The following is a 25,020-nucleotide window of genomic DNA, read 5'->3' as shown; positions in this document are numbered from 1 at the left end:
CGCTACAAGCGCCGTGTCGCGTCCTGCACTTCGCCGACGAGTTCTTCGATGATGTCCTCCAGGAACAGCACCCCCACCGTTTCACCGGTTGCGGTGAACGACCGGGCGAGATGCGCCCCGGAGCGGCGCATGGTGGCCAGGGCGTCCTCGAGGTCGGTGTCTTCGAAGATCGACACCAGTTGACGGATGCGCTTGCCCGGGATCGGTTCCGCGTAGCTGCCCTGCCCGGCCGAGGTTGCCGCATCGCCGTCGAGGTCGATGACGTCCTTGAGATGCACGTATCCGGTCGGTTCGCCGGACTCGTTGACCATCACGTACCGGGAGAAGCCGTGCTTGGTGACCGCCTTCTCCACGTCGGCGGGCGTCGCCGCCTCGGGCAGGCTGATCAGGCCGGCCAGGTTGACCGCCACGTCCCGCACCTTGCGGGTGGTGAATTCGAACGTGGCGCTGAGCGCCCCGGTGCCGTCGCGCAGCACGCCCTCCCGCGTCGACTGGGTGACGATGGTCGCCACCTCGTCCAGCGTGTAGGTGCTGGTGGCCTCCTGCTTGGGTGCCACCCCGAACATCCGCAGCACCAGGTTGGCCGTGGCGTTCAGCACCACGATCACGGGCTTGACCAGGCGCCCGAAGAACACGAGCGGCGGGGCGAGCACGAGCACGGCACGGTCCGGGATGGAGAACGACAGGTTCTTCGGCACCATCTCGCCGAACACGACGTGCAGGTAGGAGACCAGCAGCAGTGTGATGACGAACGCGATGGCACCGATGGCCTCGACCGGCAGCGGGGTGAGGCCCAGCGGGATCTCGAGGAGGTGGTGGATCGCCGGTTCGGAGACGTTCAGGATGAGCAGCGAGCAGACCGTGATGCCCAACTGGGTGGTCGCCAGCATCAGGGTGGCGTGTTCCATCGCCCAGAGAGCCGTGACGGCACGCTTCTTGCCGGCCTCGGCGAGCGGTTCGATCTGCGAACGGCGCGCGGAGATGACCGCGAATTCCGCCGCGACGAAAAAGGCGTTGGCTGCGAGGAGGACGACGAGCCAGACCAGCCCTGCCCAGTCACTCATTGTGGTTCACCTCGGTCTCCTCTGCGGGTTCGACCACGGGCGTGAATCGCAGCCGGTCGATCCGACGGCCGTCGAGCCGTTCCACGGCCAGCAGACCGGCGGGCAGTTGCACGGTGTCGCCGACCACGGGCAGGCGGCCCAGCTGGCTCATCACGAACCCGGCCACGGTCTCGTACGGGCCGTCTTCCGGGATGGCGACGCCGGCGCGTTCCAGCAATTCGTCCGGGCGGAGCATGCCGGGGAAGGTCAGCGAATCGGTCGACAGCACCACGCCGGCCCGGGCCCGGTCGTGCTCGTCGGCCACCTCGCCGACGAGTTCCTCGACCAGGTCTTCCAGGGTGGCCACGCCGGCCGTGCCCCCGTACTCGTCGACCACGATCGCCATCTGGTAGCCGCGGCCGCGCAGCTCGGTCAGCAGTCCGTCGAGTTTCATGGTCTCGGGAACGCGGATGGCCTCCGACTGGAGTGCCGACACCGGGACATCCGCCCGCCGTCGCCGGGGAACGGCCACGGCCTGCTTCACGTGCACGATGCCGACGATGTCGTCGACGCCCTCGTCGACGACGGGGAAACGGGAATAGCCGGTCTGGCGAGTGAGCTCGATGACGGCCTGGGCGGAATCGGTGCGCTGGATGCTGGCCACCCGCGGGCGCGGTGTCATCACATCCGACGCCGTGTGCCCGGAGAAGAGCAGCGTGCGGTGCAGCAGCGTCGCGGTGTCCTTCTCCAGCAACCCGGCGCTGGCCGAGCGGCGAACGAGGGAGGACAGTTCCTCGGCGGTGCGCGCGCCGGAGAGTTCCTCCTTCGGTTCGATCCCGATCGACCGGAGCACCCCGTTGGCGCTGCCGTTGAGCACGACCACGGCGGGCTTGAACACGGTCGTGAAGAGGGTCTGGAACGGGATGACCATCTTCGCGGTCTGCACCGGCAGCGCGAGGGCGAAGTTCTTCGGCACCAACTCGCCGATGATCATCGACGCCAGGGTGGCGACGACGACCGCGATTGTGACCGCCACAAGAGGAACTACCGCCGGGGACAGCCCCAGGGCGGTCAGCGGCGGTGAGAGCAGGCCCGTCAGCGCCGGCTCCATGGTGTAGCCGGTGAGCAGGGTGGTGAGGGTGATGCCGAGCTGGGCGCTGGAAAGGTGCGTCGAGGTGATCCGGAGCGCGGCGATGGTCAGGCCGAGGCGGGTCTCCCCGCGGTCGCGACGCGCCTCGAGCTCGGAACGGTCCAGATTGACCAGGGCGAACTCGCTGGCGACGAAGAGGCCCGTGCCCACCGTGAGCAGCAGCCCCACGGTCAGCAGAATCCACTCATACATGGATGCTGTCACCGGCCGATGAAGAGGCGGCGGTCACCGGCGACGAACCATGCGGGTGGCGGAAGGCAGGGTCGGGCGAAAAGGCAGAAGGGGGGTCGTCCATTATTTCGCCAAGTCTACCGCCCGGCACCGACCGTGCGCGCGGCCGGAGCCCCGCCGGCGTTCGCTCCCCGCTACCAGGAGACGGGCAGCGCCTTGCCCTCCTCGTAGCCGGCCGCCGATTGGATGCCGACCAGCGCCCGGGTGTGGAATTCCGCGACCGAGGTCGCACCGGCATAGGTGAAGGAGCTGCGCACCCCGGAGGTGATCATGTCGAGCAGGTCCTCGACCGACGGCCGCAGCGGATCGAGGTAGATCTTCGAACTGGAGATCCCTTCGGCGAAGAGCGTCTTGCGGGCCAGTTCGTAGGCGTCGAGGCGGTCGAACCGCTGGCGCACGGCCTTGGTCGAGGCCATCCCCCAGCTCTCCTTGTAGATGCCGCCCGACGCGTCCCGGTCGAGCAGTCCGGGAGCCTCGATCGTGCCGGCGAACCACGACCCGATCATCACGGATGCCGCGCCGGCGGCCAGCGCGAGCGCCACGTCGCGCGGGTAGCGCACTCCGCCGTCGGCCCACACGTGCGCTCCGAGCTCCCGGGCTGCTGCCGCGGTCTCGAGCACGGCGGAGAATTGGGGTCGGCCCACGGCCGTCATCATGCGCGTCGTGCACATGGCGCCGGGGCCGACACCGACCTTCACAATGGAGGCGCCTGCGCCCACGAGGTCGCCCACGGCATCCGCGGTCACGACGTTGCCCGCCACAATCGGAATGCCGAGCCCCAGGTCCGCGACGATCTTGATCGCCCGCGTCATACCGCCCTGGTGACCGTGCGCGGTGTCGATCACGAGCACGTCGACCCCCGCGGCGACCAGCGCCGTGGCCTTGGCCGCGATGTCGCCGTTGATGCCGACCGCGGCAGCCACGCGCAGACGGCCCTGCGCGTCGAGGGCCGGCTGGTAGAGGGTTGAGCGCAGCGCACTCTTGCGGCTGAGGGTGCCGATCACCCGGCCGTGGTGCTGCACGGTGGCGAAGTCGAGCTCAGCCTCCGTCATCACGTCGAACGCGCGGCGCGGGCCCTCGATGTCGTCGGCGTCGAGGGAGGTCATGGCGCCGTGCAGGAGGTCCCCGAGGAGCGCGTCGGGCAGCGCGGTCGCGAGCCGGGACGCGTCGATGGCGCCCAGGTAGTCGCCGTTCGGGTCGGTGATGACCAGACCCTGTCCGGCCACGGGCGGCACCTGCCGCAGCGCGAGCGCCACGGTGTCCCCCGGGGCGAAGTTGAACGGGGTGTCGAAGCGGGTCGACTGGGCCTTGACCCAGCGGATCGCGGCGTCGAGGTCCTGCAGGTGCATGTCCTGCGGCAGCACGCCGAGCCCTCCGCGACGGGCCAGAGCGGCCGCCAGCCGCGGACCGGTCACCGAGTTCATGTTGGCCGACACGATCGGAATCGTGGCCCCGCTGCCGTCACCCGGGGCGAGGGAGACAGCGAGGCGGCTGCTGACTTCTGATTGGCTGGGCACGAGGAAAACGTCGGAATACGTGAGATCGTGGCTGGGAACCGCTCCATAGAACTGCATGCAAATAACGCTAGCGCCCCGCGCGGATGCCCGCTGCCACGCCCGATGGGATTAGGCTGGATGGGCAGACCGCATCGGGTATCCAGAATGCCCGGGACATTCAAAATCAACGTAGAGAGTGGGAACCGGCTGTGTCAAGCCAGTTGACCGGTAGTGGATCCGACGAAACCACGTCGGGTGAATTCGGAGCGAATGAGTGGCTCGTCGACGAACTGTACGAACGGTACCTCGTCGACAAGAAGCTGGTGGACGAGTCCTGGTGGCCCGTCCTGGAGAGCTACCACCAGACCGCGAACGGACGTAGCGGCGGTTCCGGCGCTCCCGCGGACGAGGCCTCCGCAGGCGCAGCGCCCGCGAGCCAGGCTCCCGCAGTGAGCGCGCCGGCGGGCACCCCGGCCTCCAGCGCCGAGGCCCTCGCAGCACCCGCTGAACCGGCCCCGATCACGTCGCCCATCCCCGTGGTCAACGGGCAGCGCACCGCGCGCACGACCTCCAGCGCCCCCAAGCCGGTCCCCGTGCCGGCCGACATGCCCATCGCGTCGCAGCAGTCGGCCGCCGCTGACGCCGAGGTCGACGTCGTCACCCCGCTCCGCGGCATGTCCAAGAGCCTCGCGGCGAACATGGCGACCAGCCTGACGGTCCCCACGGCCACCAGCGTGCGCACCATCCCGGCGAAGCTGCTCATCGACAACCGAATCGTGATGAACAACCACATGAAGCGCTCACGCGGCGGCAAGGTTTCGTTCACGCACCTGATCGGCTGGGCTCTGATCCAGGCGCTGAAGATGTTCCCCAGCCAGAACGTGTACTACAACGAGATCGACGGCAAGCCCTCGGTCATCGCCCCTGCCCACGTCGGCCTCGGCATCGCCATCGACCTGCCCAAGCCCGACGGCACCCGCTCCCTCATGGTCCCGGCCATCAAGCGCGCGGACACCATGACCTTCGGCGAGTACCTCTCCTCCTACGAGGACCTCGTCACCCGGGCCCGCAAGGGCAAGCTGAGCGCGGATGACTTCTCCGGGGCCACGGTCTCGCTGACCAACCCCGGCGGCATCGGCACGGTGCACTCGGTGCCGCGCCTGATGAAGGGCCAGGGCTGCATCATCGGCGCCGGCGCGCTCGACTACCCGGCCGAGTTCCAGGGTTCCAGCGTCAAGACCCTCACCGGCCTGGCCATCTCCAAGACCATCACGCTCACCAGCACCTACGACCACCGGGTCATCCAGGGAGCGGGCTCGGGCGAGTTCCTGAAGATCGTGCATGAGCTGTTGATCGGCCAGCACAACTTCTACGAGGACATCTTCTCGGCCCTGCGCATCCCGTATGACCCGATCCACTGGGCTCCCGACATCAGCGTCGACCTGGCCAGCGCGGTCGACAAGACCGCCCGGGTGCAGGAACTGATCAACGCCTACCGCGTGCGCGGCCATCTGATGGCCGACATCGACCCGCTGGAGTACACACAGCGCACGCACCCCGACCTCGACATCTCCAACCACGGCTTGACCTTCTGGGACCTGGACCGCCAGTTCGTGACCGGCGGCTTCGGCGACAAGCGTCTGATGCTGCTCCGCGACATCCTCGGCGTGCTCCGCGACTCCTACTGCCGCACCACGGGCATCGAGTACATGCACATCCAGGACCCTGCCCAGCGCAAGTGGATGCAGGAGAAGATGGAGAAGAGCTACGTCAAGCCCACGCATGACGAGCAGATGCGCATCCTCGGCAAGCTCAACGAGGCCGAGGCCTTCGAGACCTTCCTGCAGACGAAGTACGTGGGCCAGAAGCGGTTCAGCCTAGAGGGTGGCGAGTCCACCATCGCCCTGCTCGATTCCATCCTGCAGGGTGCAGCGGATGCCGGCCTCGACGAGGTCTGCATCGGCATGGCCCACCGCGGCCGTCTGAACGTGCTCACCAACATCGCCGGCAAGACCTACGGCCAGATCTTCCGCGAGTTCGAGGGCACGCAGGATCCCCGCACGGTGCAGGGTTCGGGCGACGTCAAGTACCACCTCGGCACGGAGGGCACCTTCCGGGCCACCGACGGCACGGAGATGCCGGTCTACCTGGCCGCGAACCCCTCGCACCTCGAGGCGGTGGACGGCGTCCTCGAGGGCATCGTGCGCGCCAAGCAGGATCGCAAGCCGATCGGCACCTTCTCCACGCTCCCGGTCCTCGTGCACGGCGATGCCGCGATGGCGGGCCAGGGCATCGTCCTGGAGACGCTGCAGATGTCCCAGTTGCGCGGTTTCCGCACCGGCGGCACCATCCACCTGGTCGTGAACAACCAGGTCGGCTTCACCACGTTGCCCGGCGACGGCCGCACCTCGGTGTACTCGACGGATGTCGCCAAGACCATCCAGGCCCCCATCTTCCACGTCAACGGGGACGACCCCGAAGCCGTGGTGCGGGTGGCCGAACTCGCCTTCGCGTACCGCCAGGAATTCAAGCGGGACGTCGTCATCGACCTCGTCTGCTACCGCCGGCGCGGACACAACGAGGGCGACGACCCCTCGATGACCCAGCCGCTGATGTACAACCTGATCGAGGCCAAGCGGTCCGTCCGGAAGCTGTACACGGAAGCTCTCGTCGGTCGTGGCGACATCACCCAGGAGGAATACGAGGCATCCCACGCCGACTTCCAGGACCGCCTCGAGCGCGCGTTCATGGAGACGCACGCGGCGCAGTCCTCCTCGATCCCGATCGTCGGCGCCACACCGCAGGGCCTCGGCGCCGGCAACAACGGAGCCGGCCGCCACGACGACCAGGTCGGCGAACCGGCGACCACCGGGGTGCCCGAGGCCGTCGTGCACCTGATCGGCGACGCCTTCATGAACAAGCCCGCGGGCTTCACGGTGCACAACAAGCTGCAGCAGCTCATGCAGAAGCGCCACGACATGAGCCGCAACGGCAACATCGACTGGAGCTTCGGTGAGCTTCTCGCCCTCGGCTCCCTCCTGGTCGAGCGCACCCCGGTGCGCTTCGCGGGCCAGGATGCCCGCCGCGGCACGTTCGTGCAACGCCACGCGGTGCTCCACGACCGGGTCAACGGTCAGGAGTGGTTGCCGCTGGCCAACCTCAGCGAGGACCAGGCCCGGTTCTGGATCTATGACTCGCTGCTCAGCGAATACGCCGCCATGGGCTTCGAGTACGGCTATTCGGTGGAACGCGCCGACGCCCTCGTGCTGTGGGAGGCCCAGTTCGGTGACTTCGCCAACGGCGCCCAGACGGTCATCGACGAGTTCGTTTCCTCGGCCGAGCAGAAGTGGGGCCAGCGGTCATCCGTCGTGCTGCTGTTGCCGCACGGGTATGAGGGCCAGGGCCCCGACCACTCGTCGGCCCGCATCGAGCGCTATCTGCAGCTGTGCGCGGAGGACAACATGACCGTCGCGCGCCCGTCGACGCCGGCCTCGTACTTCCACCTGCTGCGCCGCCAGGCGTACATGCGCCCCCGTCGTCCGCTGATCGTGTTCACGCCGAAGTCGATGCTGCGCCTGCGCGGGGCGACCAGCCCGGTCGCCGATTTCACCTCCGGCCGGTTCGAAACGGTCATCGACGACGCCCGGATCACCGACAAGTCACGGGTCAAGCGGGTGCTGTTCATGGCCGGCAAGCTCTACTACGACCTGCTCGCCGAACTCGACAAGAACCCCAACCCGGAGATCGCGCTGGTACGGATGGAGCAGTTCTACCCGCTGCCTGCCGCCGAGCTCAAGCACGTCGCCGACCAGTACCCCGACGCCGAACTCGCCTGGGTGCAGGATGAGCCGGAGAACCAGGGTGCCTGGCCGTTCTTCTACCTGGAGACGAACAAGCTGGGCCCGCGCCCGGTGCGCCTCTTCTCCCGCGCGGCGTCGGCGTCTCCGGCGGCCGGGTCGGCGAAGCGGCACGCCGCCGAGCAAGCCGAGCTGCTGCGTCAGGCCCTCACCCTGTAGACGGTCTCTACGACACAACCGCACGGCAGACGGGCCGCACCTCCGGGTGCGGCCCGTTCCGCGTCTGTCCTGAGCCGAGTCCTGCTCGGGTCATTGTCGACGTCGGCATCAGGCTCTACGCTGGCACCACTGCCCACAGACAAGGAGCCCCATCATGCCCATCCCCGCGAACCGAATGGGCGAACCCTGCTGGGCCGACCTGATGACCTCCGACCTGCCCCGTGCCCGCGAGTTCTACACGCGGCTGTTCGGCTGGACGGCCAGCGATTCCGGTTCGGAGTACGGCAACTATGTCACCTTCCAGAAGGGTGACGTGGACGTCGCCGGCATGGGCGCCCAGGAGCCGGGTTCCACCCTGCCCGATGCATGGACGACCTACCTGGCGGTGACGGATGCCGACGCCACCGTCGCCACCGCCCGCGCAGCGGCCGCGCAGGTGCTGGCCGAACCGATGCAGGTGGGGACCATGGGACGAATGGCCATCCTGATGGATCCGACGGGTGCGCCCTTCGGCGTGTGGCAGGCCGACGAGTTCACCGGTTTCGGTGCCTTCGGCGAAGTCGGCACACCGGTCTGGCACGAGCTGAACACCCGCGACTACTCTGCCGCCCTGGATTTCTATACCCGGGTGTTCGGGTGGACGCCGGCCGTGCTGAGCGACACGGACGACTTCCGCTACAGCACGATCGGAGAGGGGGACGACATGGTGGCGGGCGTCTTCGACGCGGCGGGCCACCTACCGGACAGTGTTCCCTCCCACTGGCAGCTCTACGTCGGGGTACCCGATGTGCACGCGGCCGCCGCGACCGTGACGCAACTCGGGGGCACGGTCATCCGTGAGCCGTGGACGGCGGAGTTCGGCACCTTCTCGCTGGTCACCGACCCGACCGGGGCGCTGTTCGTGCTCGGCTCGGTCGACGAGCCGAACGACGCGGAGCCGGACGCCGACCTGCCGATCGGTTAGTGCCCGGACTGGATGGTGCGCAGTTTCAGCAACACCTGGTCGCGCAGGTCTTCGGGCGCCATTTCGCGGCAGGCGCGCTGCACAGCCTCGGTCAGGGTGCGCCCGACCAGGTGCTCGTTGTTGCAGTCGCTGCAGTTCGCGAGGTGCTCCTGAATGTCGGCAGCGTCCTCGCCGCAGAGTTCGTTGTGCAGGTATTCCTCGAGTTCGGCCTTGGCCTTCTCGCATCCACAGTCGGTCATGCTGGTGTGCTCCTGGTATGAGTCTGGTCCGCTGCCGCTGTTCCCATGCCGCGCTCCTGGGCGTAGCCGGCCAACAGGTCGCGCAGGAGACGCCGGCCACGATGCAGGCGGCTCATTACGGTACCAATGGGTGTTTTCATGATTTCGGCGATCTCCTGGTAGGAGAACCCCTCGACGTCGGCGAAGTAGACAGCCAGCCGGAAGTCCTCGGGGATCGACTGCAACGCGTTCTTCACGGCGCTGTCGGGCAGGTGATCGATAGCCTCGGCCTCGGCCGACCGGTTCGACATGGCGGTGCGGGATTCCGCGCCGCCGAGCTGCCAGTCCTCGAGGTCGTCGATGGTGCCCTGGAACGGCTCACGCTGCTTCTTGCGGTAGGTGTTGATGAAGGTGTTGGTCAGGATGCGGTACAGCCAGGCCTTCAGATTGGTGCCCTGTTCGAACTGTTTGAAGGCAGCGAACGCCTTAACGAACGTCTCCTGGACCAGGTCCTGGGCGTCGGAGGGATTGCGCGTCATGCGCATAGCCGCGGCGTACAGCTGGTCGATAAAGGGCAGTGCCTGCTCTTCGAACAGGTCTCGCATTTCAATCGCATCGGTTGTCATCACCGACAATCCTAAGCCGTCGCGCTGGGCGGCCTCGGGTCGCTCGAGCACCATGGACATCGTCACCCGGGCCTCCCTCTCTCTTCGATCACCGACTATTCTGATAACCGATGTTGATCTCGAGATATTCCAAGCCTGAGTTCGATCCCTATGGCGACACGTCGCCCGAGGTGACGGATGCCCGGTGGCCCGCGCCCACGGCGTCCGGCCCCCTCTCCGCGTCGCTGTCCTTGCCGGGGTCGAAGTCGCTGACCAACCGGGAGCTCGTCCTCAGCGCCCTCGCCACGCATCCGTCGCTGCTCCGGGCCCCGCTGCACTCCCGCGACACCGATCTGATGGTGGCCGCACTGCGCCAGCTGGGCTGTGTCGTCGACGAGGTCGACGGCGACGGCGAATTCGGTCCCGACCTGCAGGTCATCCCCGGCGAGTTGGTCGGGTCGACGACCATCGACTGCGGGCTGGCCGGCACTGTGATGCGTTTCCTGCCGCCGGTCGCCGCGCTCGGCCTCGGGCCCACCACTTTCGACGGTGACGCCGGCGCCCGCCGACGCCCGATGGGTACGACCATCTCGTCCCTGCGGGCCCTCGGCGCCGACATCAACGACGACGGTCGCGGTGCCCTGCCCTTCACCGTGCACGGCACGGGCGCTCTGACCGGCGGTGAGATCACCATCGATGCCTCCGCCTCGAGCCAGTTCGTCTCCGGCCTGCTGCTGGCCGCGCCGAGTTTCGAGCAGGGCCTCCACCTCCGCCATTCGGGCGAGCGTCTGCCGAGCCTGCCGCATATCGAGATGACCATCGCCACCCTCGCCCGCCGCGGCGTCACGGTGCACAGCCCCGCCGTGGGCGAGTGGGTCGTGGCTCCCGGACGCATCAACGGGGCCGATATCGACATCGAGCCCGACCTGTCGAACGCAGCGCCGTTCCTCGCCGCGGCGCTCGTCGCCGGCGGCAGCGTCACCATCACCGGCTGGCCGGCCGCCACCACCCAGGTCGGCGCCGACCTCGCCGACCTGCTGCCGCTGTTCGGCGCCGAGGTCTCTCGGGAGGGCGACCGGCTCACGGTCACCGGCACGGGCAGCATCCGTGGTGTGCAGCTCGACCTGTCCACCGGCGGGGAGCTCGCTCCCACCCTCGTGGCCCTGGCCGCCCTGGCCGACACGCCCAGCACGATCACGGGGATCGGGCACATCCGCCACCACGAGACCGACCGACTGGCCGCGCTGGCCACCGAGATCAACCGGCTCGGCGGCGCCGTCACCGAGCTACCCGACGGGCTGCAGATCGACCCGCAGCCGTTGCAGGGCGGGCCGTGGAACACCTACGACGACCACCGCATGGCCACCGCCGGGGCGCTGATCGGCCTGCGCGTTCCCGGCGTGCAGATCGAGAACATCGGCACGACGGCGAAGACCCTCCCCCAGTTCACGGACCTCTGGCAGACCCTCGTCTCCGGGGTTCGGTCGTGACCTGGTGGGCGAGCGCCGACGACGATGAGCCCGAGTTCGACGAGTCGAGCGTGCGCGTGCGGCCGGGCCGCAAGGGCAGCAAACCGCGCACCAAGACCCGTCCCGACCACGAGAACGCGCTGACCGGGCGCATCCTGTCGGTCGACCGCGGCCGGTACACGGTCATGCTCGACGAGAACCTGCCCGCCGAGCGCCGGGTGACCGCCGCCCGGGCGAGCGAGCTGCGCAAGCAGGCCGTCGTCACGGGCGACAACGTCGACATCGTCGGCGACACGACCGGGGCGGCAGGCAGTCTCGCCCGCATCGTGCGCATCGTGCCCCGCACGACGCTGCTCCGCCGCAGCGCGGACGACACCGACGCCGTCGAGCGCGTGATCGTCGCCAACGCCGACCAGATGCTGATCGTGGTGGCCGCTGCCAACCCGGAGCCGCGCATCCGCCTCGTCGACCGGTACCTCGTCGCCGCCTACGACGCGGGCGTGACGCCCATCCTCTGCATCACCAAGACGGACCTGGCCGACCCGGCCGCGTTCCTGCACAACTTCGCCGGCCTCGACCTGCCCGTTTTCCAGAGCCGCGACGATGCCATGCCGCTGGCGGAGATCTCCGAAGCCCTGGTCGGGCACGACACGGTCTTCGTCGGCCACTCCGGCGTCGGCAAGTCCACCCTGGTCAATGCGCTCGTGCCCGACGCCCATCGTGCCGTGGGCGTCGTCAACACGGTGACCGGGCGCGGACGGCATACCTCGTCGTCGACCATCTCCCTGCGTCTGCAGACGGATGCCGGCCGCGGCTGGGTCATCGACACCCCCGGCGTTCGCTCCTTCGGTCTCGGTCACATCAACACCGACAACATCCTGAAGGCGTTCACGGACCTGGCCCTGATCGCCCTGAAGTGCCCGCGCGGCTGCACCCACCTGCCGAACTCGCCCGATTGCGCGATCAATGAGGCTGTCGCGGCCGGCAAACTCGGCGAGACCGGCAAGGTGCGCCTCGATTCTCTGCAGCGTCTCCTCGCCACCTTCGCGGCCGCCCCCACGCACTAGCGCCTGAGGGCGGGCCGGTAGCGTGGGAGCATGACGGATTCCACGCGGCTCACAGCCGGCGACCAGGCCCCCCAGTTCACCCTGACCGACCAGGACGGCAACACCGTTTCGCTGGCCTCCTGTGCGGGCTCGAAGGTCGTCGTCTACTTCTATCCGGCCGCGATGACGCCCGGCTGCACGAAGCAGGCCTGTGACTTTCGCGACAACCTCGGCTCACTGGCCTCGGCCGGTTACCAGGTGCTCGGGATCTCCAAGGATTCCCCGGCCACGTTGAAGAAGTTCCAGGAGACCGAGCACCTGTCCTTCCCGCTGCTCAGCGACACCGACCTCGCGGTGCACACGGCCTACGGCGCCTGGGGCGAGAAGAACCTCTACGGCAAGACCGTCACGGGCGTGCTGCGCTCCACCTTCGTGATCGACGAGTCCGGCCGGATCGAGCTTGCCCTCTACAACGTGAAGGCAACCGGCCATGTCGCGAGCCTGCGCAAGAAGCTCGGCCTGCCGGCCTGATATTCGTGCCGTCGCCCGGCGCTCCGTTACCGCGGCGAGCCGGGCACCTCAGGGGTCGACGTCTCGGCGATGACCGGGCGCTGGAACAGGAGCACGAGCACCACGACCGAGGGCAGCAACAACGCCCAGCCCAGGTCAGGCCGGGCGTAGAGCCCCTGGAAGGATCCGACGGCGACCGCGATCTGCACCAGCTGCCAGGTGACGGCGGCGCCCCGGATCCAGGACCGGCGCCGCAGCGAGTTGATCGCGATGGCAGTCACCCAGCTTGCGGCGATGAGCACCAGCACGAGAATGGCGACCGCACTGGCCAGCGAGGTCGGGGTCTCGGTCAGCAACTCCAGAATGAGCCACACGACTGCGGCCCAAAGGAGGCCTGCCTCCGCGAATAAAATCGTCGCGAGGAGCAGCAGGGCCCGCGGCCGGCGCACCGTGGCGCGGGCGTCTTCGTCGTTGCCGCTGTGGTCTGACCGTGCATTCACAGAGATATCCCATTCAAAACTATTGATTTGACTCCACCATTATGCGACCATATTTGAGGCCCGGTTGACGCTCACAGGGACGTGAGTCGATCTGAACGAGTAGATCCACTACCCTTCCTGCAACCGGCAGCCTCTCATCTTCGGCCAATCGGCCAGGCATCCCCGCAATCAAGGAGCATCTCTATGGACTGGCGCGACAAAGCTGCCTGCCTCACCGCTGACCCGGAACTCTTCTTCCCGGTGGGCAACACTGGCCCCGCTGTGGACCAGATCGAGAAGGCGAAGTCCGTCTGCGCCCGCTGCAACGTCACCGAGGTGTGTCTGCAGTACGCCCTCGAGACCGGACAGGACTCCGGCGTCTGGGGAGGCCTGAGTGAAGACGAGCGGCGCGCCCTCAAGCGTCGCGCGGCTCGGGCCCGGCGCGCTTCGTAACGCAGCGACCACCACGAACGTCAAGGCCCGGCCGACCAGCCGGGCCTTTTCCGTGTCTCGGGGTATTGAGGACCAGCGGCCGGCTACGCCTCGCGCATGTAGCGCAGCGGGATCTCGATCGTCACTTCGGTGCCGCTGCCCATCATGGTGTGCCAGTCGATGCTGCCGCTGAGTTCACCCTGGATCAGGGTGCGCACGATCTGGGTTCCCAGACCTGACCCGACCTTGCCCTCCGGAAGGCCGGTGCCGTTGTCGCGCACACGCACAGTGAGGGTCTCCTCGTTGCGCTCGGCCTCGATCGACACCTCCCCCTCGCGTCCGGCCAGACCGTGCTCGACGGCGTTGGTCACAAGCTCGGTCAGAGCGAGGGCGAGCGGCGTTGCGTAGGAGCTGGGCAGGATCCCGAAACTGCCGGATGATTTCGGATGCGCGGTGGTGTTGTGAGCGCTCGCCACCTCCATGATCAGCAGCAGCACACGGTCGAAGACCACGTCGAAGTCCACCTTCTGACTGAGCCCCTCGGACAGCGTGTCGTGCACGACGGCGATGGCGGCCACGCGCCGCATGGCCTGGTTGAGGGCCTCCCGGGCGGTGTCGGAGTGCGTGCGGCGAGCCTGGATCCGCAGCAGGGAGGCGACCGTCTGCAGGTTGTTCTTCACCCGGTGGTGAATCTCGCGGATGGTGGCATCCTTCGTGATCAGCTCACGCTCCTGGTGCCGCAACTCCGTGACGTCCCGGCAGAGCACGATGGCCCCGATCCGTTCGCCCCGATTACGAATCGGGATGGCGCGCAGCGAGACTGTGACCCCTCGCGCCTCGACGTCGGTGCGCCACGGCGCCCGGCCCGTGACCACGAGCGGCAGGGTCTCGTCGACGACCGCCGTCCCGGTGAGCAGGCTGGTGGTCACCTCGGCCAGTGACTCACCCTCGAGTTCGTCGGCGAATCCCATCCGGTTGAAGGCGGACAGGGCGTTCGGGCTGGCGAAGGTGGTGACGCCGTCGACGTCGAGCCGGATGAGCCCGTCCGAGGCGCGCGGGGCACCGCGCCGCGGGCCGGTGGGTGCGCCCAGATCGGGGAAGTCGCCGGACGCGATCATGGCGAAGAGGTCGTTGGCGCAGTCGTTGAAGGTGAGTTCCTGGCGGCTCGGCGTGCGTGCCTCGCTCAGGTTGGTGTGCCGGGTGAGCACCGCGACCGGGGTGTCCGAGATTTTCGAGCCGGTGGAGCTGAGCCGCCGCCGCACCGGGATGGCCCGCACCCGGGTGGGGGTCTCCTCATACCAGTCGGGGGCCGTGGTGTCGACGATCTTCGCCGTCTCGTAGGCCTCGGTAACCTGCTGGCGCCATTCGACCTTGATGGTCTGACCGACGAAGTCCCGGTAGAACAGTGTCGCGGCACTCGAGGGACGCGCGTGGGCCACGGCCACGAAGCTACCGGTGCTGCTGGGCACCCACACGACGATGTCGGCGAAAGCGAGGTCGGCCAGGAGCTGGCCATCCGCGACGAGCATGTGGAGCCAGTCCACATCCTCAGCGCTGCTGCGGCCCTGGGCAAGTACGAGATTACTGAGCGTCGACACAGCAATAGCCTAGGTCCCCCGGACGCGCGCCACCGTCCTTGTGGTGCCGTCTCACGGATTGGGCCATGCTGAGCAGATGAGCACAGTAAGCGGAAAGCCCGATCGGACGCTGGTTGTCCTCCTGTCCGTGATCGGGGCCCTGGTCGTCATCGCCCTGGTCGTCGTCTTCACCGCCGGAGAACCCGAGCAACTGGATGCGGGCACCCCGGAAGGCGTCGTCCAGGCGTATTCCGCCGCCGTCATCGACGGCGATGAGCAGGCAGCGGGCGAGTACCTCACCGCGGGCGCGTTCGCGGACTGCGAGGACTTCGATCGGGGGCCGACCGACAACATCCGGGTCACCCTCATCTCGACGACCGAGCGGGCCGAGTCCGCAGACGTGAAGGTGTCCATCATCACCTCCTACGGCAGCGGCCCCTTCGGCGCCGACGAATATGAGACCGAGGGCGTCTTCGACCTGGTGACCGACAACGGCATCTGGCTGATCGACGACGCTCCCTATGAGCTCGCCATCTGCCCGAACCCGAAGTCGGGCTCGTGATGGTCAGCGTCGTGCTGCTGGTCGCCGTTATGGTGATCGGAGCGGGCATCGCCGGGATCGTGGTCGCCGTGCGCAGGTCCTCCCCGCACGGGGAGGGCACAGCCCAGCCCACGGCGCGCCGGGTGATCGTGTTCATTCTGCTCTTCGCTCTGGTCGTGATCGCGGCCATCGGGCTGAGCGGTCTGCTCGGGCGCCTCCTCGACTCCGGCAACGAACTCGTCTCCGGTGACGTGACCGGGCTCGCCCGCTCACTCGCCTTCACCCTGATCGCCGGTCCTTTCGCCGCGGTGCTCTGGTGGGTGCTGTGGCGGCGGATGGACAGCACGGAACGATCGTCGATCGCCTGGGGGCTCTACCTGGCCGCCATGTACACCGTCTCGCTCGTCACCTTCTCGGTCTCCCTGCTCACCGCGGCGGCTGTGCTCGTGCGCGACGACTGGCAACCCCGCCTCATCGCCACCGGAGTGGTTTGGGCCGGGGTCTGGGTCTGGCACCTCTGGATGTCCCGGCACCCGCAGAAGAGCCCGACCCAACTCCGCAGCGTCGCCCCGGTGCTCGCCACTGTCTTCGGTCTCGTGATCGCGGTCGGCGGCGCCGTCGCGGCCCTCAGCTCTCTTCTCGATGCCGCTCTCGACGCCCTCGCCTCGAGCCTCACTCTGGGCGAGCCATGGTGGACGTTGACCTTTCAGGCACTCATCTGGTGCGGTGGCGGCAGCCTGATCTGGTGGTGGCACTGGATTCGGGGCGCGGCTCGCGACATCCGCGGCGGCCTCGCCGAACTGGCGCTTGTGGCCGTCGGTGTCGCCGGGGCGGCCGTTCTGACTCTGGTCGGGTCCGGAACCGTGTTGTTCGTGCTCCTCCGGCTGGCCGTCGACCGCACCGACCCGATCAACGATCTCCTTGATCTCCTGGGTTTCGGTCTCTCCGCCGCGACCATTGGCGCACTGGTCTGGCGGTACCACCGCACCCTCGTACGGCGCCGGTCGGAGGCCACGAAGCTGGCCTCGAAGCTGGTGACCTCCGGCTTGGGACTGGTCGCCGCGGCATCCGGGCTGGGTGTCGTCGTCAATGCGATCCTCGCCGCGACCATCGCGCCGCTCGCCGGGTCGGACACCCGCACCCTGCTACTCGGCGGGATCAGCGCGCTGGTGGTCGGCGGTCCGGTCTGGTGGGCGGCGTGGCGACCGGCCCTGCCCGTCGAACCGGCGGAGGTCCGCTCCACCGGCCGACGCGTGTACCTCATTCTGGTGTTCGGCGTGAGCGCTGTCGTGGCTATCGTGACGCTTCTCGTGATCGGTTACCGTCTGTTCGAATTCGCCCTGGCCGACGTCACCGGCGGCAGCCTGGTCGATCGGGTGCGGGCCCCGCTGGGGCTGCTGGTGGCCACCGGCCTGGCCGCCGGCTACCACTTCGCCGTCTGGCGCCGCGACCGTTCCACCCTCGGTGAGGCTCCCCAGCCGGCACGCACCATCGCCCGGGTGATCCTGGTCACCGATGCGGAACCGCAACCCCTCATCCAGTCGATCCACGAGGTGACCGGCGCATCCGTTTCCGTACTGCGGCGCTCCGACGCGGCAGGATCATCGGTGTCGGCGGACCAGCTCGGCCAGGCTCTCCAGGGGGTGACCGGCAAACGCGTGCTGGTGGTCACCGGCCCCGGTGACCGGGTAGAGGTGATCCCGCTTCAGGAGTGAGGCCGTAGATCTGCGTCTCAGGTTGCCAGGGGGTCGACGACGGGCCGGCGCCATCTCGATTCCTTCCGACGGCGCCCGGCCGCCGGGGCCGGCACCGGCAGCAGTTCGGTGCGAACGAAGCGACGGATGCTGATGCGCGCCGGCGACTTCGGTGCCGTGTCCCGCAGTGTGCGCCCGGCGACGACCGCAGCATCCGTCGCCTGCTGGTCCTGAGGCACCAGGATCGGCGACTCGATCCCGCCGAAGCGTCGCAGCGCCGACACGACCTGCCCGTTCGGGTCGAGCCCGACGGCGCTGGTGCGAACCCGGTTCATGACGACGCTGACCTGGTCGGTCGTGACCACGTCAGCCAGGTCCACCCAGGCACGAAGGAACCGGGCCATGCCGACCGGGTCGGCCAGCCCGCAGGCGACCACATGGTCGGCGCAGCCGAGTGCGGTGAGGGTGGCCGCGTTGCGGCGCGGCGCGAAGAGGTCACTGGAGATCTCCTCATCGCTCTCGAGGTTGAAGCCGGTGTCGAGCACGACGTAGTCGACCCAGTTGCGGAGCGCGTCGATGGTGCGCGTCACCCGATCGGCGGAAAGCTCGGGCCAGCGCGACGGGCGCCCGATGCCGGTGAGTACCCAGAAAGCGCCCTGTGGTGAGTTGTAGCGCTGCGCGATGCGCTCGAATTCCGGCCGGGTGAGGCTGCCCGAACCCGCCAGCCGGCACGCGGCGGCGAAGCCGGGTGCCTCATCGAGCATCCCCAGAGTTGGCGCGACAGACCCGCTGTAGGTGTCGATGTCCGCCAGCGCGACCGTGTGCCCGGCGGCGGCGATCTCCGCCGCGATGTTGATCGCCAGGGTGGTGCGGCCCGGAGCGCCCGCAGGCCCCCAGACAGCGATGACACTCGCCCGCCGCTTGGCGCCGGACGTTCCCCCGGGGTCGCCGACCCGTAGCGGAATCGCGACTCCACTGCTGATCAACGCCTCGGTCTCGGCCCAGGCCGCGGCGGCGTCCACCACGTCGAACAGCCCGAGGTCGGCCGCGTTCCGCCGTTCCTGATCGTTGGCGGCGAGCGCGATCACCCGTGCGCCGTGCGCATCGCAGGCAGCAATCAGCTCAGCCGTGAGCGTGCTGCGGCCGGCCCCGACGAGCACAAACTCCGGAGCGCTCTGCCGCAAGGCCAAGATCACCTCGGCCGCGGTCGCCGCGCGCGCGACGATTACATGCCCCTGCTCGATGATGTCGATCAGCAGGCGGTCTTCCGTGTTCCGGTCGAGAGCCAGGGCGAGGGTGGCCACGGCTACTGCTCCAGGGGCTCGTTGACGGGCACGACGGCGAGGGCGTCGCGATTCGCGATGGACTCCAGCACCTCGGCGACGTTGTCCTTGGGCACCAGGAGCTCCAGCGATCGGATGCCGGTTCCCACCGTCAGCCCGGTGGGTTCGACCAGAAGCACGACCGAGGCCTGGCCGACGAGAACGGTCGGGGGTCCGTAGGCGTTCTGGTCGGTTTTCCGAGCGGCCCAGAGGTCCACCACAGTGCCGGGCCCGATGTTCGCGGCAAGAGCGCTGGTCAGCTCCACGACCACGCTTGTGGTCTCCGTGCCCGAGGTACGGCCGACCGCAGACACCGGCACGAGCTCACCGGCCGCGATGGTGCGCGTGACTACGAGCCCGTCGTCAGGCAACCAGTCGGGGGTCACATACAGGTCACCAGTCCCGTCCAGGCGCACCTGGGTGGCCACGAGGTCGCCGGCCTGGACTCGATCCCCCACGGCGAGCGCAGAGCGGGCGGCGAACACGGCAGTGCTCTGGTCGCTGGCGGACACGATCAGGTAGACGCCCCCGACCGCGGCGACGACCAGGCCCAACCCGATCGCGAATCGAGGGTCGAACCAAAAACTGCGGCGCGTGCTCTTCGCGGGTCTCTTCACAATCCCCTGCCTCCCCGGTGCTGTCTCAAAATCCGTGCTGCCTCGTGTCCGGAGTCCATCGTCGTCGTCTCCGCCCCCTACGCGGGAAAGTTATCCACAGCCGCGCCTCCACCGGATGTCGGGACGCTCGGGGACGGATAATCGATCCATGAACGATTCCGAGGCACTCTCCGGCGTGGGTCGGTTCCTCACCCTTGCCGACACCGCCGTGATTCTGGCGCTGACGACGGCCCAGGTGCTGGAACTGGTGCGTACCGGTGAGTTGCCGGCCATCCGGCTCGGCACCCACAGCGCGAGGGCCACCACGACCGGTTCGACGGCTGTCAGCGTCTGGCGGGTTGAGCGCGTCGTGCTTGAATCCTTCATCGAAGCGAAGTACGAGGAGGCCCGGCGCCTGTCGCTGTGGGAGCAGTCCGATTTCGCGAACATCCCGGAGCTGTCCGGCGGCACCATCATCCGTCCCGACGAGTGACACGAAATCGGCCGCCCTGCACCGATCAGGGCAGGCGCACGAGTTGGATCTCGGCCACGGGCACGATGCGGTAGTTGCGCACCTCCGCCTCGCGGCGCAGTGTGCCGGCCGCGTGCAGGGCCAGATCGACGTGATCCCGACCCACCCGGTCGATGGTGCCGGGTAGCACGCCGGCCCGGGTGTGCACTTCCACGCTTGCGCGCCGCCGGCACAGATCTCTCAGCACGAAGGCCAAGCCGATGCGGTCCACGACTCTGGCGGCCGACTCCGGTTCGATGCCCAGCGATCCCGAGACTTCCTCCCGTCGCAGCACGACCCCGGCAATGGCAGCGAGTGGGAGCACGCACTGGGACCCGGCCGCACCGGAATCCAGCAGGTCTCCCGCCAACCAGTCCCGCCCGAAGGTAGTCGGCCGAACAGTGATGGTCTCCCCCATCGCGAGCACAATCCGAAGCACGCCAGTGTCACTGCGCACTCCCGCAGCAGCGCCGCGTGCCGGTCCGGCAGGCGTTTGCACGAGACTGGTCAACCGGTTTCGCAGCGACAACCGCCCCAGCCGCAGCCGTTCCTCCTCAGCGCGCAGATCGATCTCCTCTGTATTCAGCTCGTGTTCGAGCTGCCCCTCGAGGTCGTCGAACAGATTGTCCCAGCGCACATCCCGAAGTTAGCTTTTTCCACCGCCACGCCGCCCGGGTTATCCACAGGCCTTAAAAGCACTCGACACCGCCGTTCTCGGCTGATTGAGTGTCGTTCACGCTGCCCCCCCCACCTAGGGGGTGCATCAGGTCCCCCGGGCACCGGGTCCATCACAACTGCGAACCATCCGAGCCCGGGACCACCCGAACTTGAACCAGCCGAACCCTTGAACCAACCGGTTGCCCCGGCGATAGAGCCGGAATGACCGGATTCACGCACCTCGGAGGAGTCATGAGCGATCCAGCCGCAAACCCGGCCCGCGGGCCCCGGTCACGGGGCGACAAGTTCGTCGAAGACGACTTCTTCGGCCATCAGCCGAGCACGCGGGAGCAGTTGCCAGATCCGGAGCCGCTGCTGATAAACCTCACCCGTTGCGTCATTGAAGTCCTCGCCGGCGCGCGCGAACTCGACCAGCTCGCCCGCTGGGTCAGCGACGACGTTTACCGGCACCTACTCAAACGGGTCGTATTATCGGCGCGGGCCCGTGCCGTCAAGGGCCAGCGCGCCCAACGGCCGGCCATCACGATCGGCCGCGTAACAATGACCGAGCCTCGGGACGGCGTGATTGAGGCGGTGGTGATAGTTCACAGCAAGGTGCGCGTGCGTGCGGTTGCGCTTCGTCTCGAAGGCATGGACCAACGCTGGCGGGCAAGCGCCATCAACGTGTTGTAGTGACCGGCATGGACCGCCTGGAGTCGCCGGACGGGGTGTCCCGTTTGACACCCGTGAGCGCGATTTTCTATCGGGCGGGTTCTATGCGAATTTCCGACCCGAGCAGGTTGCACACCCGCATGATCGCGGAGAAGTGTCCGTAGGAGGTCCGGCTTACGGGCGCTAAAGCGGTTTCGTTTCAGAGAGTTCCCGTAGCGCAGCGATGTGTCCATCGAACGCCGCTCGTCCTCGAGCGGTGAGTGAAACGGTCGTGGTGCGACGGGAGTCCGTTCGTTCGGGCGATGTTTGCTTCGATGTGTGCACGTAGCCGAGTTTGAGCAGGTTGCGGATCGTTTTAGTGAGGCAAGGATGCCTGTTGCCCATGGGGGACAGCACCCACCTCTCGCCCCAGTTCCCGCGAATTATCGGGCTCACGGGTGCCCGACGATGCGACAGATGTGCGCGCCTTTGCGGGGGTTTTTGCTTCCAGCCTTGCACGCGGAAACCTCCAACTGGCCCTTAAGCGAGTTGTAGTAGCCCATTCCCCACAGCGGTCCAGCCGTCGATGCGGGCAACCAGGTCCACCCCGCAGGATCGCCCGTGTAGTCGTCGAAACGATGGTCCTCGAAGACCTCAAAAGCTCGACGTTGCAATGACAGATACTCCGGGACACTCAGCCCGAGGACGCGATGCTCGAGCAACGCCGTGCGCAGCCCGGCCGAAGTCAATCCTCGGGTCCACTCAGGTATGCCGTGGGACAGGACGAGTGCATAGGGGCGATTCGGTCGATCCGTGCTCGCGCTCAACATCTCGGACTGTATTCTGCAGGGTTGATCGTAGTTGGCCAGTTCGACGAGCTGTGGCATTCCTTCCAGCTGCATTGAAACCGGGGGAAACACGAAGCAGCTCTCGCCTCCGGAGAGGGTGATCGGTGCGGGTTCGCCGAGGGCATCGGCAAATGACTGTAGTCCGTGATCGCGCCACCATTGCGCACAAGAAGTCCAAATCTCCTCTGGTGATCCTTGGAATCCGATCAGCATGCTTGTCACGTCGCCGCCTGACTTTTGCTTTCGATGTATGCCTTGAGCCGTTGCAGGTGATCGCCGTCTTCCTTCTTCATAATGGTCGCGACCATCGGAAGCATCATGCGGCGCAAGCCATTGGCTTCCAGTTCGCACGTCCAGTCGACGTTTGTGCCGTCGCCATCCGGTGCGAGGCGGTAGTGGTAGGTGACCGTGATGCCCTCGGCTTCGGCGCTGATACCGACGAGTGTGTCTGGTTCGTACTCGGCGATGACGAGGTCCGCGGTGGACTCCTTCTTGCCGACCACACGGGTCTCCCGAAATGTGGATCCCGCGCCAATAGGGCCGGCGGTGAGCTTCGTCGACCTCTTGATGTTGTCGAGGAACTCGGTCGCTTCCCGCGGATCAGAGATTACTGCGAACACCTCTCGAGGGGTTCGCTCGACGTGGGCATTTAACTGGAAGCCTTTCATGGGTGTCCTTCGGTCTTGGCGAGTGGGACGTACGCGTTAGCGTGCTCGATATGCAGGTCGTCGTCGCGCGCGCGGCCGCAGCGATAAACAACAAAAGGAGATGCGGTGGCCAGGGCGTATGGGCTCGAGGTCAGCCAGTCGACGCCGATGTGGGCGAAGGTCTTCGCTACTTCCTCAAGACCGCCACCGTGCCGCCGTGCGACGGACAGCCGCGGCGGCATCCATCGATACGCAACCGGATAGGATGCGTGCATCGGGGCGGCAACCTCGATGCACGCGTCGAAGCGGATGTGCGAATCCTCCGTCACATATGGGTCGTCGTGAGTGATGGCGACAAGGGTGTCCAAGGAGTAGTCGATTCCCCGTGCGGCGGCGTAGGCAAACAGGTCATCCCAGAGACTGAGGAACGGCTGTCCTGGCGCTAGCAGGTGCTCGTAACCGTGGTGACGAACAACGAGAAGGTGACGACCGGGCGTGTGCTCAACCGTGACGGGCGTCTTGTGCATGTCGAAGCGCAGAGTGAGCGGCGTCTCGTCGGTGAACTCGTCGAACGTTCGGCTGCCGAGCAGCTCGTCGGCGACGGCGCGGTAGCCCCTAAGCACTGCTCGGAACTCGGCGGGGCCGAGACCAAACTGCCGGATGAAGGCGCGCGTAAACGTCTCATTCGTTGCAAAGCCTGCGTCGAGCGCGATCTCCAGCACGTTGTCCAGGCTGACCTTCATCCGGTACACCGCGCGCTCCAAGCGCAGCCGACGCACATATTCCTTCGGTGCCTCGCCGATGACCTGATGAAACACGCGGTGGAAGTGGTGCGGGGAGAACCCGGCTATCGTCGCGAGGTCATCGAGGATCAGCGGCTCTTCGAGATTCTCCTCGATGTGCAGCAGCACCCGTGCGACGGCTTCGTCATGACGACGAGTCGACTCACGGCGGGTAGGGCTGAACATAAAACGAGCGTATCCGCGCAGATTGGGTAGCCGCTCGACTTTTCTTGCGAATATATGCAGCGCGAGATTCGACGGTGACTCTTGGGTGGTGGGAGGAGCTTTTTGGAAACCCTCTCTCTGGCCAACTGGGACGACCTCGACTCCGCTCACGCCGGTCAGGTCCTCGGCATTACCGCAGCGTCTTACCGGATCCGCTTGCACCGCACGGTCGGAATTGCGCCGGCAGCCATCATCCTCAAGGAATTGGCTACCACGCAACCTTGAGTCGCAGGAACCAGACAAGTCGGCCGCTCAGGGTTCGCTAAGGCGGTAGGCCGTAATGAAGTCTCGCCCGAACGCAACGTACCTGTGGCCCAATCACCACGTCGAGGAGATGCGCCACGGCATAGTTGAACTCATGACAGGGTTCGCGGACAGAGCTGAGCAAATTGCGGCGCACTTGGTCGCCCACGAAACCGGCGCGGAAGCCATTCCTTACGACATAGACGGCCGCCAATCCGCTGTGGACTACCACCTGGAATGGCCAGACGGAAGGCGTGGCGTCCTCGAAGTGACGCTGGTCACCGAGGCAACATCTATCGCCTGGCAGGGCATGGCTGCCAAGGAAGATTGGCGGTGGCCGTCAGCGAGGTCGTGGGAATTCCGCCCTGCCAGCACCAATTTCCTATACAAGCAAACGCGACGGGCAGTTATACGTGCAGCACAGCTCTGCGACGAATGGTTGGTCGATGCCCCCGAAGAACTGCCCATGAGTGTGCTGGCGGAGGAGTCCGAAGTTGCAGGGTTCCTTGCCGATGACGTCGGAACGCTGCGGCGGACGCCGTTCAGTGCTGGGGTGACGCTTTACCCGAGCACGCGCACCGAGTTCGTGGATTCCGCACCGGACGACTTCTCCGCCATTGTGACGAGCTGGCACGACCAACCGCACATGGCTTCCCACATCCGAAAGGTGAGAAACGCAGCTGATGTTTCGGAACGGCACCTGTTCTTGGTGCCGCTTGATGAAGTGTTACCAGCGCGGTTCTTCACCGATGACTTCGAACTACCTGTACGCCCGCCGCACGGGTTCGAAGAGGTGGACTCGTTATGGGTCTGGTCCAACTATTGGCATCGCTCCCTCGTGTTCCGGGATCAATCATGGCGCTGGCTCGAATTCCCCGGCACCCCCGTCTAAGACTGCGCGATGAGGGTTCGTTTCGCGGTCCGTGGGTGCACCCAGCCCTAGTCCGTTTCGCTAGCACTCTCCCGGTGTCTCTCTGCATCCAGAAGGACTCGCCGACGGCTACTCCCCTGGACCAGCACCAAGCCAGCCGCGAGAACGGAAGCAGCTGAAGTGGCGAGCATAACGG

General features: G+C 67.1%; 25 protein-coding genes. 11 read left to right on the top strand and 14 right to left on the bottom strand.

Translation table 11 applies throughout. The annotated features are described in order from the left end of the window. Positions 1-2 precede the first annotated feature (2 nt). The 3 genes from E3T49_RS06475 to guaB1 all read right to left on the bottom strand — a co-directional run bounded on the left by E3T49_RS06475 (position 3) and on the right by guaB1 (position 3,998). Complete coding sequence (locus E3T49_RS06475) at positions 3-1,064, bottom strand: hemolysin family protein (RefSeq protein ID WP_134424141.1); 1,062 nt, start codon at positions 1,062-1,064, stop codon at positions 3-5. Beyond that, positions 1,057-2,385: a hemolysin family protein gene (locus tag E3T49_RS06470; RefSeq protein WP_134424140.1), complete on the bottom strand. Its 1,329-nt coding sequence runs from the start codon at positions 2,383-2,385 to the stop codon at positions 1,057-1,059. Before E3T49_RS06470 ends, E3T49_RS06475 begins: the two co-directional genes overlap by 8 nt. A gap of 173 nt (positions 2,386-2,558) precedes the next feature. Continuing rightward, a complete protein-coding gene (gene guaB1, locus E3T49_RS06465) occupies positions 2,559-3,998 on the bottom strand; it encodes a GMP reductase (RefSeq protein ID WP_134424139.1) in 1,440 nt (479 codons plus the stop codon). A gap of 131 nt (positions 3,999-4,129) precedes the next feature. On the opposite strand from guaB1, the gene E3T49_RS06460 reads away from it, so the two are divergent. Both E3T49_RS06460 and E3T49_RS06455 read left to right on the top strand, forming a co-directional pair. After that, positions 4,130-7,936, top strand: a complete 3,807-nt coding sequence (locus E3T49_RS06460) for a multifunctional oxoglutarate decarboxylase/oxoglutarate dehydrogenase thiamine pyrophosphate-binding subunit/dihydrolipoyllysine-residue succinyltransferase subunit (protein WP_174722389.1) — start codon at positions 4,130-4,132, stop codon at positions 7,934-7,936. A gap of 154 nt (positions 7,937-8,090) precedes the next feature. Continuing rightward, the gene (locus E3T49_RS06455; protein WP_134424137.1) at positions 8,091-8,900 is read left to right on the top strand and encodes a VOC family protein; all 810 of its coding nucleotides are present in this window, start codon (positions 8,091-8,093) and stop codon (positions 8,898-8,900) included. Here E3T49_RS06455 and E3T49_RS06450 read toward each other — a convergent pair. Both E3T49_RS06450 and E3T49_RS06445 read right to left on the bottom strand, forming a co-directional pair. Then, complete coding sequence (locus tag E3T49_RS06450; RefSeq protein ID WP_134424136.1) at positions 8,897-9,139, bottom strand: zf-HC2 domain-containing protein; 243 nt, start codon at positions 9,137-9,139, stop codon at positions 8,897-8,899. The genes E3T49_RS06455 and E3T49_RS06450 overlap by 4 nt on opposite strands. Further along, the gene (locus tag E3T49_RS06445) at positions 9,136-9,744 is read right to left on the bottom strand and encodes a sigma-70 family RNA polymerase sigma factor (protein WP_241972695.1); all 609 of its coding nucleotides are present in this window, start codon (positions 9,742-9,744) and stop codon (positions 9,136-9,138) included. Before E3T49_RS06445 ends, E3T49_RS06450 begins: the two co-directional genes overlap by 4 nt. Positions 9,745-9,854: 110 nt before the next feature. Between E3T49_RS06445 and aroA the strand changes: the two genes are divergently transcribed. The 3 genes from aroA to bcp are packed head-to-tail and all read left to right on the top strand — an operon-like array spanning position 9,855 to position 12,769. Next, positions 9,855-11,213: a 3-phosphoshikimate 1-carboxyvinyltransferase gene (gene aroA / locus E3T49_RS06440; protein WP_134424135.1), complete on the top strand. Its 1,359-nt coding sequence runs from the start codon at positions 9,855-9,857 to the stop codon at positions 11,211-11,213. After that, positions 11,210-12,259: a ribosome small subunit-dependent GTPase A gene (rsgA, locus tag E3T49_RS06435; protein WP_134424134.1), complete on the top strand. Its 1,050-nt coding sequence runs from the start codon at positions 11,210-11,212 to the stop codon at positions 12,257-12,259. The genes aroA and rsgA overlap by 4 nt, the downstream gene beginning before the upstream one ends. Positions 12,260-12,289: 30 nt before the next feature. Further along, positions 12,290-12,769 (top strand): thioredoxin-dependent thiol peroxidase, encoded by a 480-nt coding sequence (gene bcp / locus E3T49_RS06430; protein WP_134424133.1) that lies wholly within the window; start codon positions 12,290-12,292, stop codon positions 12,767-12,769. A gap of 26 nt (positions 12,770-12,795) precedes the next feature. On the opposite strand, the gene E3T49_RS06425 is transcribed toward bcp, so the two are convergent. Continuing rightward, positions 12,796-13,248, bottom strand: a complete 453-nt coding sequence (locus tag E3T49_RS06425) for a hypothetical protein (protein ID WP_241972686.1) — start codon at positions 13,246-13,248, stop codon at positions 12,796-12,798. 183 nt (positions 13,249-13,431) lie between these two features. Between E3T49_RS06425 and E3T49_RS06420 the strand changes: the two genes are divergently transcribed. After that, complete coding sequence (locus E3T49_RS06420) at positions 13,432-13,680, top strand: WhiB family transcriptional regulator (protein ID WP_035837005.1); 249 nt, start codon at positions 13,432-13,434, stop codon at positions 13,678-13,680. Positions 13,681-13,763: 83 nt separating this feature from the next. On the opposite strand, the gene E3T49_RS06415 is transcribed toward E3T49_RS06420, so the two are convergent. Continuing rightward, a complete protein-coding gene (locus tag E3T49_RS06415; RefSeq protein WP_134424132.1) occupies positions 13,764-15,257 on the bottom strand; it encodes a sensor histidine kinase in 1,494 nt (497 codons plus the stop codon). Positions 15,258-15,333: 76 nt separating this feature from the next. Here E3T49_RS06415 and E3T49_RS06410 point away from each other — a divergent pair, with 76 nt between their 5' ends. Together E3T49_RS06410 and E3T49_RS06405 are read left to right on the top strand one after the other, a co-directional pair. Continuing rightward, the gene (locus E3T49_RS06410; protein ID WP_134424131.1) at positions 15,334-15,798 is read left to right on the top strand and encodes an LpqB family beta-propeller domain-containing protein; all 465 of its coding nucleotides are present in this window, start codon (positions 15,334-15,336) and stop codon (positions 15,796-15,798) included. Then, positions 15,798-17,492 (top strand): DUF5671 domain-containing protein, encoded by a 1,695-nt coding sequence (locus tag E3T49_RS06405; protein ID WP_241972694.1) that lies wholly within the window; start codon positions 15,798-15,800, stop codon positions 17,490-17,492. The genes E3T49_RS06410 and E3T49_RS06405 overlap by 1 nt, the downstream gene beginning before the upstream one ends. Positions 17,493-17,509: 17 nt before the next feature. Here the strand turns inward: E3T49_RS06405 and E3T49_RS06400 are convergent, their stop codons facing one another. Together E3T49_RS06400 and E3T49_RS06395 are read right to left on the bottom strand one after the other, a co-directional pair. Beyond that, on the bottom strand, positions 17,510-18,775 hold the full coding sequence (locus E3T49_RS06400; protein ID WP_174722388.1) for a CpaE/TadZ family protein: 1,266 nt from the start codon (positions 18,773-18,775) through the stop codon (positions 17,510-17,512). Positions 18,776-18,777: 2 nt separating this feature from the next. Then, complete coding sequence (locus E3T49_RS06395; protein ID WP_134424130.1) at positions 18,778-19,410, bottom strand: hypothetical protein; 633 nt, start codon at positions 19,408-19,410, stop codon at positions 18,778-18,780. A gap of 148 nt (positions 19,411-19,558) precedes the next feature. Here E3T49_RS06395 and E3T49_RS06390 point away from each other — a divergent pair, with 148 nt between their 5' ends. Beyond that, positions 19,559-19,882 (top strand): helix-turn-helix domain-containing protein, encoded by a 324-nt coding sequence (locus tag E3T49_RS06390; RefSeq protein ID WP_134424129.1) that lies wholly within the window; start codon positions 19,559-19,561, stop codon positions 19,880-19,882. A gap of 25 nt (positions 19,883-19,907) precedes the next feature. On the opposite strand, the gene E3T49_RS06385 is transcribed toward E3T49_RS06390, so the two are convergent. Further along, positions 19,908-20,537 carry a hypothetical protein gene (locus E3T49_RS06385; RefSeq protein ID WP_134424128.1) on the bottom strand — a complete coding sequence of 210 codons (630 nt, stop codon included), beginning with the start codon at positions 20,535-20,537 and terminating at the stop codon, positions 19,908-19,910. A gap of 272 nt (positions 20,538-20,809) precedes the next feature. Between E3T49_RS06385 and E3T49_RS06380 the strand changes: the two genes are divergently transcribed. Next, entirely contained in the window at positions 20,810-21,250 is a 441-nt protein-coding gene (locus E3T49_RS06380) for an Rv3235 family protein (RefSeq protein ID WP_241972685.1), read from the top strand. 162 nt (positions 21,251-21,412) lie between these two features. Here E3T49_RS06380 and E3T49_RS06375 read toward each other — a convergent pair whose 3' ends face one another. Genes E3T49_RS06375 through E3T49_RS06360 form a run of 4 tightly spaced genes read right to left on the bottom strand, consistent with a single transcriptional unit; the run spans position 21,413 to position 23,671 of the window. Next, entirely contained in the window at positions 21,413-21,613 is a 201-nt protein-coding gene (locus E3T49_RS06375; protein ID WP_134424127.1) for a transcriptional regulator, read from the bottom strand. 47 nt (positions 21,614-21,660) lie between these two features. Then, positions 21,661-22,269 (bottom strand): hypothetical protein, encoded by a 609-nt coding sequence (locus tag E3T49_RS06370; protein ID WP_134424126.1) that lies wholly within the window; start codon positions 22,267-22,269, stop codon positions 21,661-21,663. Positions 22,270-22,274: 5 nt separating this feature from the next. Beyond that, the gene (locus E3T49_RS06365; protein WP_134424125.1) at positions 22,275-22,724 is read right to left on the bottom strand and encodes an SRPBCC family protein; all 450 of its coding nucleotides are present in this window, start codon (positions 22,722-22,724) and stop codon (positions 22,275-22,277) included. After that, a complete protein-coding gene (locus tag E3T49_RS06360) occupies positions 22,721-23,671 on the bottom strand; it encodes an AraC family transcriptional regulator (RefSeq protein WP_134424124.1) in 951 nt (316 codons plus the stop codon). Before E3T49_RS06360 ends, E3T49_RS06365 begins: the two co-directional genes overlap by 4 nt. Positions 23,672-24,068: 397 nt before the next feature. Between E3T49_RS06360 and E3T49_RS06355 the strand changes: the two genes are divergently transcribed. After that, complete coding sequence (locus E3T49_RS06355) at positions 24,069-24,845, top strand: hypothetical protein (RefSeq protein ID WP_134424123.1); 777 nt, start codon at positions 24,069-24,071, stop codon at positions 24,843-24,845. Positions 24,846-25,020: the final 175 nt, after the last annotated feature.

Source organism: Cryobacterium cryoconiti (assembly GCF_004403065.1).
Lineage (GTDB): Bacteria > Actinomycetota > Actinomycetes > Actinomycetales > Microbacteriaceae > Cryobacterium > Cryobacterium cryoconiti.
This window is presented reverse-complemented; position numbering and strand designations above follow the sequence as displayed.